At 39.6% G+C, this 12,753-nt stretch carries 12 protein-coding genes; 4 read left to right on the top strand and 8 right to left on the bottom strand.

What is annotated here, in order from left to right:
* Positions 1-28: 28 nt before the first annotated feature.
* Together Q9M50_05355 and Q9M50_05350 are read right to left on the bottom strand one after the other, a co-directional pair.
* Complete coding sequence (locus Q9M50_05355) at positions 29-244, bottom strand: hypothetical protein (protein ID MDQ7090056.1); 216 nt, start codon at positions 242-244, stop codon at positions 29-31.
* Positions 245-338: 94 nt separating this feature from the next.
* The gene (locus tag Q9M50_05350; protein MDQ7090055.1) at positions 339-1,346 is read right to left on the bottom strand and encodes a polyprenyl synthetase family protein; all 1,008 of its coding nucleotides are present in this window, start codon (positions 1,344-1,346) and stop codon (positions 339-341) included.
* Positions 1,347-1,538: 192 nt separating this feature from the next.
* Between Q9M50_05350 and rplU the strand changes: the two genes are divergently transcribed.
* The 4 genes from rplU to proB all read left to right on the top strand — a co-directional run bounded on the left by rplU (position 1,539) and on the right by proB (position 4,379).
* The gene (gene rplU / locus Q9M50_05345; GenBank protein MDQ7090054.1) at positions 1,539-1,850 is read left to right on the top strand and encodes a 50S ribosomal protein L21; all 312 of its coding nucleotides are present in this window, start codon (positions 1,539-1,541) and stop codon (positions 1,848-1,850) included.
* 20 nt (positions 1,851-1,870) lie between these two features.
* Positions 1,871-2,128, top strand: coding sequence for a 50S ribosomal protein L27 (rpmA, locus tag Q9M50_05340; protein ID MDQ7090053.1), 258 nt, complete (start codon positions 1,871-1,873; stop codon positions 2,126-2,128).
* 108 nt (positions 2,129-2,236) lie between these two features.
* Entirely contained in the window at positions 2,237-3,271 is a 1,035-nt protein-coding gene (gene obgE / locus Q9M50_05335; protein MDQ7090052.1) for a GTPase ObgE, read from the top strand.
* On the top strand, positions 3,258-4,379 hold the full coding sequence (gene proB / locus Q9M50_05330; GenBank protein ID MDQ7090051.1) for a glutamate 5-kinase: 1,122 nt from the start codon (positions 3,258-3,260) through the stop codon (positions 4,377-4,379). Before obgE ends, proB begins: the two co-directional genes overlap by 14 nt.
* Before the next feature lie 32 nt (positions 4,380-4,411).
* On the opposite strand, the gene zapD is transcribed toward proB, so the two are convergent.
* The 6 genes from zapD to Q9M50_05300 all read right to left on the bottom strand — a co-directional run bounded on the left by zapD (position 4,412) and on the right by Q9M50_05300 (position 12,671).
* The gene (gene zapD / locus Q9M50_05325; protein MDQ7090050.1) at positions 4,412-5,182 is read right to left on the bottom strand and encodes a cell division protein ZapD; all 771 of its coding nucleotides are present in this window, start codon (positions 5,180-5,182) and stop codon (positions 4,412-4,414) included.
* Complete coding sequence (gene coaE / locus Q9M50_05320; GenBank protein MDQ7090049.1) at positions 5,175-5,792, bottom strand: dephospho-CoA kinase; 618 nt, start codon at positions 5,790-5,792, stop codon at positions 5,175-5,177. The genes zapD and coaE overlap by 8 nt, the downstream gene beginning before the upstream one ends.
* 2 nt (positions 5,793-5,794) lie before the next feature.
* On the bottom strand, positions 5,795-6,670 hold the full coding sequence (locus tag Q9M50_05315) for an A24 family peptidase (protein ID MDQ7090048.1): 876 nt from the start codon (positions 6,668-6,670) through the stop codon (positions 5,795-5,797).
* 98 nt (positions 6,671-6,768) lie between these two features.
* Positions 6,769-7,989: a type II secretion system F family protein gene (locus Q9M50_05310; protein MDQ7090047.1), complete on the bottom strand. Its 1,221-nt coding sequence runs from the start codon at positions 7,987-7,989 to the stop codon at positions 6,769-6,771.
* Between the two features lie 4 nt (positions 7,990-7,993).
* Entirely contained in the window at positions 7,994-9,703 is a 1,710-nt protein-coding gene (gene pilB, locus Q9M50_05305) for a type IV-A pilus assembly ATPase PilB (GenBank protein ID MDQ7090046.1), read from the bottom strand.
* 160 nt (positions 9,704-9,863) lie between these two features.
* Positions 9,864-12,671 (bottom strand): valine--tRNA ligase, encoded by a 2,808-nt coding sequence (locus Q9M50_05300; GenBank protein MDQ7090045.1) that lies wholly within the window; start codon positions 12,669-12,671, stop codon positions 9,864-9,866.
* Positions 12,672-12,753: the final 82 nt, after the last annotated feature.

Below are 12,753 nucleotides of genomic sequence, written 5' to 3'. Positions count from 1 at the left end.
CCCAAAAATTTCGAATGTTATTCAATTTTTAGTTTTTAATAGCCGCTTCACAATCACTAATTAACTCATCTAACAATTGAACAGAACTTTCCGCTTCCTCTTTAATTTCTTTTAAAAAATCTAATTCACTTTTAGAAACATGGTTTTCTGCAAAAATTTGTTCTCTTAAAACAGTCACTTCTTTTTGGCTAATATGTCCACTTTCCAAAGCAAATGCTTTTGCTACTTTACGCCATTCTGCCATCATCTTATCCTTAGGTTATTAAAAAAATAAATTAAATCCATTAAAGACTTGAGTCGTACCCTATCATAGTGAAAATAGAGAAACAATCATTTCATTAGTAATCACGCTGTACGGCAAATTTAGCTAAGGATACCAAGGCATTTTTATAAATAGAATCCTTTAAAATAGCCAATGCGGCAATTGCTTTGTCCGCCTCATTATCAGCACGCTGCAAAGTATCATCAATGGCCTGTGTACTTTTAACCACCTCATAAACCTCTTGAAATGAATCACGCGACCCATTTTTAATTGCATTACGAATAATCTGAGCATTTTCATTAGAGGCTTGTTTCATCGCATAAATTAAGGGCAAGGTTGGCTTTCCTTCCGCCAAATCATCGCCTAAATTTTTACCTAAATCTTCAGAACTACTGGCCGTATAATCTAACGCATCGTCAATTAACTGAAAAGCAATGCCTAAATGTTGCCCATAATTCATCAGTCCTTGCGTTTCTTCTTCCGTTGCATTCGACATAATTGCCGCAAGTCTTGCCGCTGCTTTAAATAAAATTGCCGTTTTACGAATAATAACCGCCAGATATTGCGCCTCGGTTGTATTCGGATTATGGCAATTAAGTAACTGTAAAATTTCCCCCTCAGTTAACTCACTGGTTGTTTGAGAAACAATTTCCATCACCTGAAAATTACGGGTACGAATCATCATGTGAAACGCATTTGAATAAAGAAAATCACCCACCAAAACACTGGCCGAATTTCCCCAAACCGCATTCGCCGATTCTTTCCCTCGACGCATACTGGACTCATCAATCACATCATCATGTAATAAGGTGGCGGTATGTAAAAATTCAATAACCGTCGCAAGCGTAATATGATGTTCATTGGTTTCATTTAAGGCTTTCGAGGCTAAAAGTAACACCATCGGGCGTAAACGTTTCCCCCCATTACCAATAATGTAATGCCCAATTTTATTAATTAATTCAACCTCAGACTTAAGTTCATCTAAAATGAGTTGATCAACGGCTTGTGCTTCCTTATGCGTTAAATTTTTAATCGCAGTAAAATCAATGGGAGTTGGTGCTTCTAAAGAGTTTTGTGAGGCCATTTGCGGAAAGTCGATTGCTTAAAATAAACCGCCATGCTATTGAATAAAACAGGGTGGTGTCAATAATTTTGATAATGTATTTTAACCTTAGCTTAATTGATTGATTAATTTAGAGTTTGACGGCAATCAATTTTAAAAATATAATGCTCTGTTCACTTAAACAGATATTAATGCTTGATGGAGCTGACGCTGATGTATGCGGTAATTCAAACAGGTGGTAAACAGTACCGAGTCAAAGAAGGTGCTACCCTAAAAATAGAAAAACTAGAACTTGGAGAAGGCGACAGCATCGAGTTCGACAAAGTCTTAATGATTGGCGAAGGCAGCGATGTTAAAATCGGACAGCCTTTTGTTGATGGCGGTAAAGTCTCAGCAACGGTCACTTCTCAAGGTCGCCATAAAAAAGTAAAAATTATTAAATTTAAACGACGTAAGCACCATATGAAACAAATGGGGCATCGTCAATATTATACAGAAGTCCAAATTACTGGCATTTCTGCTTAAATTCCTAAGGAGTATTTACAATGGCTCATAAGAAAGCGGGTGGTAGTACCCGAAATGGTCGTGATTCCAATTCCAAACGCTTAGGTGTTAAGCGTTATGGCGGCGAAACCGTTCCAGCGGGAAGCATTATTGTTCGTCAACGTGGAACACGTTTCCATGCTGGCGATAATGTAGGGATTGGCAAAGACCATACCTTATTTGCAACCGCAACAGGTAAGGTTCTCTTTCAAACGAAAGGGGCTAAAAATCGCAAGTTCGTCAGCATTGTTGCTGCTTAAATTTTCTTAAGTCACTTAATTTTAAGTGGCCTGTCAATTTAAAAAAAAGCCTCGTCCTTATGACGGGGCTTTTTTGTTTGTCCTTTATGAAAACAAGAGAGTAACCCTGTGAAATTTATTGATGAAGCGGAAATTCGAGTTGAAGCGGGTGATGGCGGTAATGGTATTGCCACCTTTCGACGTGAAAAATATATACCCATGGGGGGACCTGATGGCGGTGATGGCGGTGATGGCGGTTCTATTTATTTAATCGCTAAAGAAAATGTAAATACCTTAGTCGCCTTTCGTTTTCACTCCACTCATCGAGCGCAACGCGGCCAAAATGGGATGGGGCGTAATTGTACGGGTCACAAAGGTAAAGATACTTACATTGCCGTTCCTCCTGGTACCTTAGTTTATGAAGGCAGTACGGGGGAAAAAATTGGTGATTTAACCGTTGCTGGGGAAACCTTGTTAGTGGCTAAAGGCGGCTTTCATGGCTTAGGCAATACCCGCTTTAAAAGCAGTGTCAACCGAACCCCTCAGCAGTTTAGTAAAGGCTCTTTAGGCGAACGGCGTTCATTGCGTTTGGAATTAATGGTGATTGCGGATGTCGGCTTATTGGGCCTCCCGAATGCAGGAAAATCCAGTTTAATTCGTTCGGTTTCAGCGGCAACCCCAAAAGTGGCTGATTATCCTTTTACCACGTTAAACCCGAACTTGGGTGTGGTTAAAGTTGATGATTTACGCAGTTTTGTTTTAGCGGATATTCCAGGGGTGATTGAGGGAGCGGCAGAAGGCGCGGGCTTAGGTTTACAATTTCTTAAACATTTATCTCGCACAGGCTTATTACTTCATGTGGTTGATATTAAACCCTATGGAAGCGATGAAACCCCCGTTGAATCGGCTAAAAAAATTATTCATGAACTTGAAAAATGGGGACATGGATTAGATGAAAAACCACGTTGGTTAGTCTTAAATAAAACCGATTTAGTTTTAGAGGACGAATTAGCCACACATTGCCAAGCGATTATTGATGAACTTCAATGGCAAGACCGCGTCTTTCAAATTGCCGCGATCAGCAAAAAAGGAACGCGCGAATTGATGTTTGCCATTATGGATTTTTTAGATCAGCAACGACAAGCAGACAATGAGCAGGAGTGAGTTTACGAATGCAAAGCGCATTGTCGTTAAAATAGGCAGTTCATTGTTAACGGCAGGCGGTCAAGGTTTAAATAAACCCGCGATTACCGCTTGGGTTGAACAAATGACTCAACTTAAGCTACAAGGTAAAGACATCATCTTAGTCTCCTCGGGGGCGGTTGCAGAAGGTATGGCGCGTTTGAAACTTAAACAACGGCCCAAAAAATTACATGAATTGCAAGCCGCAGCGGCTGTGGGACAAATGGGCTTAGTGCGTATTTTTGAAAATAAATTTCAAAAGCACGCACTTCATACCGCTCAAATTTTATTAACCCATGATGATTTATCGGATCGAAAACGCTACCTTAATGCGCGAAATACCTTATTAGCCTTATTAGACTTTCAAACTATTCCCGTTATTAATGAAAATGATACCGTCGCGACCGATGAAATTCGTTTTGGGGATAATGATACCTTAGCCGCATTAGTGGCTAATTTAGTTGAAGCGGATTTATTAATTATTTTAACGGATCAGCAAGGATTATTTGATGCCGATCCCTCCATCAATCCAGAAGCCATCTTAATTGAACAAGCCGATGTCAATGATCATTTATTGGATGAGGTTGCGGGTGAAAGCCATAGTGGCTTGGGACGCGGGGGAATGTTTACCAAGGTTAGCGCGGCACGTTTAGCCTCCCGATCAGGAACAGCAACGGTGATCGTATCGGGTGAGATTGAAGGCGTTATTAGTAAAATCGTTAACGGAGAAGGTTTAGGGACTTATTTAATGCCGACGCTTGCTCCCTTAGTGGCTAGAAAACACTGGTTAACCGATCAACTCCCCTTAGCAGGCACCTTAAAATTAAAGGATGAGGCGGTAAATAGGCTTAGAGCCTCTAAAAATTTACTGGCAACGCATGTGATCACCGCATCAGGCGAATTTAAACGCGGGGATTTAATTTCATGTATTGATACTCACGGAAAAGAAATTGCTCGGGGCCTAATCAATTATAATGCCCCTGAAACCTTAAAAATTATCGGCCTACGAAGTCAAGAATTTGAGAAAATTTTAGGCTATGCGGATGATGATGCGTTAATCAATAAAAATAACATGGTTATTATCAAATAACCTCCCTTCTCATCCTTTGATTTTCTATTTTTTTAGCGATAACAACAACTGAGAGAGAACGGCATATCCACAATGCTTTGTGCAGGTCGCTTACCTTCGAGTGCCGCCTTCATAAAACGAACGGTAAAACGATGACGACCGCCACTGATTTCAGCAAAACAAGGACTTGTTTGTGGAATCTGTACCCGTAATAACTGGCATATTTCATGATTTCTTAGTGTTAATTGAAAAAAACCTTTTTTTGCCAATTCGTCTTGAGGCTCGCCACTGTCTCTAATTAAATTAAGAATTAATTCAATCCCTTGATACATATCAAGAAAAGGTTTTGTCCATTCTTTAACTTCTCGTGATTGCTTTTCTTCATCCTGAGCCAGCCAATAATGATACGCGGGCAAGTCAAACGAGCAAGTCCCTCCTGGAATGGCTCCGCGCTGAGAAAAACTTTGAAATAAATAATTTTTAGCTAAGGAGGCTCCAATTTTTTCGTTGTACGTATGAAGAAGGCTTTTTGACGCATTCAACTTCGTTAAAATATCGTCTAGTTTATCCGCGTCAATCTCTGAATTATCCCCCATTTTTTTCAAAACATTAAGTAAACGCTCGGTTTCTTTAAGCAATTCTGATTTGATATTATTACGGCTAAAAATCATTGATATACTGAGCAATGTTCCCATAACAGCACGTTTATCAAGAACAGAATCTCCCATTAAAAAATGCTTAAGCTCGATAAAAAGTTGTTCTAGACGCATAAACACTCGAATTCGCTCATTCAGAGGGAATTCATAGCTAGTTTGATTATTCACAAATAAGGGTGTCCTGAGTTGAACTTAATAAAAGATATAACGTATGTAACTTTTCAACTTGAGGTCTCAGTTGCAAAGTCCTTGTTGAATTATCAATAACATCATCAGCGACCGCTAGTCGTTCTTCACGTGACGCTTGACTGGCAATAATGGCATCAATGTCTACATCGTTTAATTTATCACGTTGTTTTATCCGTGCAATTTGTATCTCTAAAGCACAATCAACGACTAAAATTCGATCAATAAACTCTGTTTTAGCCGTTTCGATAAGCAACGGAATGCTAATTATACAATAAGCGGCTTTAAGTCGTTGTTGTTGCCGCTCTATTTGTTGATAAATTAAAGGGTGTAAAATGTTTTCCAATTGTTTTTTTTTTTGAGCGTTAGAAAAAATAATTTGTTTCAGTCGGGCTCTATTTAAAGCGTTGTCCACATTGATTATTTCAGTCCCAAATGTTTGCGCTAAAATTTTTAGAGTCGGCTGTCCTTTTGAAACCAGTTGATGTGCAATAATATCGGCATCAATAACAGGAACATTGAACCCTTCAAATAAAGCACTTACCGTTGATTTTCCACTTCCTATACCACCCGTTAACCCAATGGTCAGCATCACTATAACCCTATTGTCGCTAAATAAAATTGATTAATATCTTCGCCCCAAATAAGGGCCAACCAACCTGCCGTTGCTAAATAAGGCCCAAAAGGAATCGGACTGTTGTGGTTATGACGTGTAAATATCATCATCAAAATACCCGCTACAGCCCCAACTAACGAGGATAATAAAACAATAACAGGGAGATATTGCCACCCTAACCAAGCCCCAAAGAGAGCAAGTAGTTTAAAATCACCATAACCCATCCCTTCTTTTCCCGTCACTAATTTAAATAATTGGTAAACAGTCCAAAGACTTAAATAACCCGCAATAGCACCAATAATACTGGTTTCGGTGGGGGTAAATAAGGAAAACGTATTTAAAAGTAACCCTAACCATAGCATCGGTAATGTAATAGAGTCGGGTAAGAGCTGTGTATCTATATCAATAAAACTTAGGACAATTAAGCACCACGTTAACAGTAATGCAAAAACGAGTTCAATTCCATAGCCAAAATGATTCGCCGCAACGGCTGATAAAATTCCAGTTAACGCCTCTATGAATGGGTACCGCAAAGAAATAGAGGTTTCACATTGACCACATCGCCCTTTTAACAGTAGATAACTGATAACAGGAATATTTTGATACGGTTTTATCGGGGCTTTACAGCTCGGACAATGAGATAGGGGGAAAACTAAGTTAAATATTTTATCATCCCCACCTTCATCATATTCAAGCTCTAAGTATTCTTTACATTCTTGTCGCCATTCACGCTCCATAATAATAGGGAGTCGATAAATAACGACATTAAGAAAACTTCCAATGAGAAGCCCTAAAGCGGCAATCACGAAAATAAAAAATAAAGGGAAGGATAAAAAAAAGTTGGAAAATTGCATAATACTGTCTTGATTGAATAGAGTGTATCGGCTTTAAATAAAAGGGGACTATCAAAATTTATTTTAAGTAAAAAATAGGAGAATATCGTTATTCGTTTTTACGAAACGGCATCGCCCATTGCAAAAATAGGTAAATACATGGCGACGACTAATCCCCCAACCAGAGTTCCTAATACAACCATAATAATGGGTTCCATCAAGCTACTTAAGTTATCAACTAAATCATCAACCTCAGCTTCATAACTATCCGCCACTTTATCCAACATCTTATCAATAGCTCCCGATTCCTCACCAATAGCCACCATTTGAACCGCCATGTGAGGAAATATATCCGCTTTGACCATCGAAAATTTTAGCGATTCCCCTTCTTCGACATCGGCCTGCATTCCTTTTACGGCTTCATAAAAAACAATATTGCCACAGGCCCCTGCGACAGAATCGAGTGCTTCAATTAAAGGAACACCCGCTGCTGACATAGTGGCTAAGGTTCTTGCAAAACGGGCAACCCCCGACATATAGGTAATATCACCAACAATGGGAATTTTTAACTTAAGCCGATCTATCCCTTGGCGAAAGGCAACGGATCGTTTAAACACATAGCCATAGCCTTTCATGAACCCATAAATTCCGCCAACCACCATCCACCAATTGGCTTGCATCCATTCTGACATTTTGACAACCATCTGTGTAAAGGCGGGCAATTCTGCGCCAAATCCTTTAAATAAATCATCAAAAACAGGCACCACAAAGATTAATAAAATGGCGGTTACAACAAAGGAGACCACCAAGACCGCAATGGGGTAACTTAAGGCTTTTTTTACTTTTGCCCGCATCGCTTCAGACTTTTCTTTGTAGGTTGCAATTTTACCTAACAAGCCTTCTAATACACCCGCCTGCTCGCCTGCTTCCACTAAATTGCAAAATAAATCATCAAAATAAAGCGGTCTTTTTTTCAAGGCTTGCCCTAAGGTATCACCCGCCTCTACATCGGCTTTAATCCCTAAAACCATATCCGTAATATTGGGATTACTATTTCCTTTACCAATAATATCAAAAGATTGAACGAGGGGAACCCCTGCATTAAGCATGGTTTCTAATTGCCGTGCAAAAATACAAATATCTTTGGTTTCAATCGGTTTCCCTTTGGCGGCAGAGAATATACTTTTAGGTTTTTTCTTAAGGGTTAAAACACGAACCCCTAATTTTCGCAATTCCATTTTTGCAGCGGCTTCACTAATCGCCGTAATATCTCCCTTTACTGCCGCGCCTTTTTTGTCTTTGCCTTTATAAACAAAGTCAATGGGTTCATCTTCTGCCATAATCTTATTCCTCAGTTACACGGTCAACTTCTTCGATAGTGGTGATTCCTTGCCTAACTTTTTCTAATCCTGATGCTCTTAAATCATTAACCCCTTCTTTTTTAGACAGGGTTGCAAGCTCCATTGCATTTCCCCCTGCAAGAATCAAAGATTTTAATTTTTCAGTTAAGGGCATGACTTGATACATCCCAACTCGCCCTTTATAGCCATTATTACATAGATCACAGCCTACAGCCTTATATATAACAAGGTCATCCAGCTCATCGGCATCAAAGCCATATTTAATTAAAATGTCGTCAGGATAATCCCCAGGTGCTTTGCAATGCGCGCATAATCGTCGGGCTAACCGTTGCGCCATCACCAAGTTTACCGCGGATACAATGTTAAAGGGTTCAATTCCCATTTGCATTAAACGGTTAATAGTTTGAGGTGCATCATTAGTATGCAGCGTTGATAACACTAAGTGACCCGTTTGTGCGGCTTTCACCGCAATACTCGCAGTTTCTAAATCACGAATCTCACCGACCATGATAATATCAGGATCTTGACGTAAAAATGCTTTTAAGGCGGAAGCAAACGTGAGACCCGCTTTCGCATTGACATTGACCTGATTAATGCCATCAACGGTAATTTCAACAGGGTCTTCCGCTGTTGAAATATTCGTTCCGACTTTATTAATCATATTCAGCCCCGTATACAAGGAAACCGTTTTACCACTTCCTGTCGGACCGGTAACTAAAACCATGCCATAGGGTCTATTAATCGCATGGGTAAATACTCGCTGTTGTTCGGGTTCAAAGCCTAACTTTTCAATCCCCATTTGAGCATTACTGGAATCTAAAATCCGCATAACGACTTTTTCACCAAATAAGGTCGGACAGGTGTTAACCCGAAAATCAATGGCTTTAGTCTTGGATAATTTTAATTTGATACGTCCATCTTGAGGAACACGACGCTCCGCAATATCCATTTTGGACATCACTTTTATTCGGGAAACAAGTCGATGGGCAATATTAACAGGCGGCCTTGCGTACTCATAGAGAATGCCATCGCCTCTAAAACGAATTCTGAAAAATTTTTCATACGATTCAAAATGTAAATCCGAAACCCCGCGTTTAATCCCATCTAATAAAACTTTATTAACAAATTTTACAATGGGGGCATCATCGGCCCCTGCGGTAATAGCTCCCCCACTATCCTCTTCATCCGTATCTGAAAATTCAAGATTTCCTAAATCATCATCTAGGTTATCCATTGAGGTGTCTGCGGCATCCAAGACCGCATCAATCCCTTTACTCAATTTATTTTCTTCAACTAAAATAGCTTCGGTATTAAGACGGCTATTAAATTTTATTTCCCCTAAGGCGGTGGGATCCGCAGGGTCTGAAGTTGCAATAAAAACTTTATTGCCCCGCTTAAAAATCGGCAAAACATGATGCTGTTCAATCAGTTTTAATCCGACTAAATCAAGGGGAATTTCGGTTAAATCAATTGAATTTAAATCCAACAGTGGAATTCTAAATTCAAGGGATGAAATATTGGCAACGACTTCAGGATCAACTAATTTTTTATCAACTAAATAAACCAGCAACGGAGTATGTTCTCGATGTGACTCTTCCATTGCTTTACGCATATCTACTTCATTCAAAATCGAATGATCAATAAGGCATTTTGCTAATCCTTGTAAGGGGAGTTGAGTTTTTATTGCAGCCATAAAAATTTTAGAGTTTATCGTTAAATCAAATTAGATAATTTTTTTAAGAAATGGGGTGTATCCTATCCAAAAATTAGCAATAGGACATAGGGTGAATTAACACCACCCTATGCAGGTAGTCTATAAATGCGACAAAAAATTTTAATCCAAGACTTAGTCTTTACAACATTTCAATTTTTTTAAGTTGTTGCTCAAGGTTTTTCAATGAAGATTTCAAGGCTAATAATTTAGCTTTTTCCTTATCAATCACATCTTGAGGGGCTTTATCAATAAATTTTGGATTATTTAATTTACCTATAATTCTAGGGAGATCTTTTTGAATTTTTTGTATTTCTTTATTTAGGCGCGCTAATTCCGCTTCTTTATCAATTAAGCCCGTTAAAGGAATTAAAACTTTCATTTCCCCAACTAATGCCGTGGCAGACTCAGGAATCATTTCCTCATTATTTACAGAATTAATGGACTCTAAACGCCCTAATCGTTTTAAATACGCCTCATTATGGGTCAAATAAACCTGATCGATCGGTGAACTGTTTTCAATTAAAATAGGCAACGGTTTACCAGGCGCAATGTTCATTTCTCCACGAATTCTACGTACCCCTAAAATAAAATCCATAACCCAATTAACTTCTGCGGTTGCCGTCACATTAATTTTAGCTTCATCCATCGTTGGATAAGGCTGTAGCATGATGGTGTTTTCAGTGATGCCTAATAAGGGGGCAACACGCTGCCAAATTTCTTCTGTAATAAAAGGGATTAGCGGATGTGCAAGACGCAGTATCGCTTCTAAAACGATTAATAACGTTTTTCGGGTTCCTCGTTGTAAGGCTTTATTATCCGATTGCAACGCAACTTTACTTAATTCTAAGTACCAATCACAGTATTCGTTCCAGATAAAATCATACAAGGTTTGTGCGGCTAAATCAAAGCGATAGGTTTCAAGTGCGGTGGCGGTTGTCTGCGTAACATCGTTTAAGCGGGAGATAATCCAGTCATCAATATGAGTATATTCACACGCATCCGACAAACCATCATCATGCCCTTCCGTATTCATCAAGACATAACGGGCTGCATTCCATAATTTATTACAAAAATTACGATAACCTTCTGCACGCGCTAAATCAAAGCGAATATCGCGCCCTGTTGAGGCCATAGAAGCGAAGGTAAATCGTAACGCATCGGTTCCAAAAGCAGGGATTCCTTTTGGAAAGTGTTGGCGGGTTGATTTTTCAATTTTTTGAGCCAGATGCGGTTGCATCATTCCTGAAATACGTTTTTTGACCAGTGCCTCAAGCTCAATGCCTTCAATTAAATCTAAGGGATCTAAAACATTACCTTTGCTTTTAGACATTTTTTGGCCTTCCGCATCCCGCACTAGGCCATGAATATAGATTTCTTTAAACGGGACTTCACCTTGAAATTTTAATCCCATCATAATCATTCGGGCGACCCAGAAGAAAATTATGTCAAAGCCTGTGACTAAAACACTGGTCGGGTAATGTTTGGCTAATTCAGGGGTTTCTTCGGGCCATCCTAGAGTTGAAAAAGGCCATAATGCCGATGAAAACCAAGTATCTAAGACATCCTCATCTTGTTTTAAGGGGTAATCCGCTGCTAATCCATGTTTTTTACGAATGGCCGCTTCGGTTTTTCCCACATAAATATTACCCTCATCATCATACCAAGCGGGGATACGATGTCCCCACCAAATTTGTCGCGAAATACACCAGTCTTGAATATTACGCATCCATTCAAAATACGTATTTTTCCAATTATCAGGGACAAATTTTATGTCTCCGTTCTCAACCGCTTCAATCGCAGGTTTCGCTAAGGCTTCTACTTTAACGTACCACTGGTCGGTTAAATAGGGTTCTATAATCGCCCCTGAGCGGTCACCCCGTGGAACCATTAGTTTATGCGCGTCTATTTTGTCTAATAAATTGAGTGCCTTTAAATCCCCGATAATTTTTTTACGGGCATCAAAACGATCCATGTCGTGATACAACAAAGGAATAAGATCATGTTCATCTTCTTCATTATTACGAATCGTTGCATCAATCGTAAAAATATTGATGAGTCCGCCATGCGGTAATTCTGAAATGGCGATGTTATCACGATGACGTAACCAAACTTCATAATCATTAAAATCATGTGCAGGGGTTATTTTTACACAACCTGTTCCAAATTCAGGATCCACATACTCATCCGCTATAATCGGGATACGCCGACCTGCAATGGGAATGCTTACAAATTCGCCAATTAAATGTTGATAGCGTTCATCACCAGGATGAATGGCGATGGCGGCATCTCCCAGCATGGTTTCTGGGCGGGTGGTCGCAACCACTAAATAACCCGTGCCATTGGTCAATGGATAACGCATGTGCCACATTGAACCTTGTTCTTCAGTGGACAAGACTTCTAAATCGGAGACTGCCGTATGCAACACACAATCCCAATTAACTAAGCGTTTTCCACGATAGATTAAGCCTTCTTCATGCAGTCGAATGAACACATCTTGAACCGAATCTGACATGCCGTCGTCCATCGTAAAGCGTTCACGAGACCAGTCTAATGAGGATCCCATACGTCGTAATTGTTGGGTAATGGTATTACCTGATTGCTCTTTCCATTCCCAGACTTTTTCGATAAACTTCTCGCGCCCTAAATCATGACGAGTTATTTTCTGTTGATCTAATAACCGTTCCACCACCATTTGAGTTGCAATCCCTGCGTGATCCGTTCCCACTTGCCATAAGGTACTACGGCCTTTCATTCGATGATAACGAATTAAAGCATCCATAATCATATCTTGAAAGGCATGACCCATGTGGAGACTGCCCGTCACATTAGGTGGAGGAATCATAATGCAATACGATTCACCTTCTTCCTTGGCGGCAAAATAACCTTTTTCTTCCCAAATGCTGTACCAGCGTTGTTCAATTGAGTGGGGGGTGTATGTTTTTTCCATAATATTATTTAAGCGTAAAGGCAGTTTATAGCGGGTAAGTTGATCGTTTTAACCGCCTATGGAGACGGTATTGTTAAGGCAG

The organism is Methylococcales bacterium (assembly GCA_030949405.1).
GTDB lineage: Bacteria > Pseudomonadota > Gammaproteobacteria > Methylococcales > Methylomonadaceae > WTBX01.
Note: the sequence above shows the minus strand (reverse complement) of the source record. Positions and strands in the feature narration are given on the sequence as shown.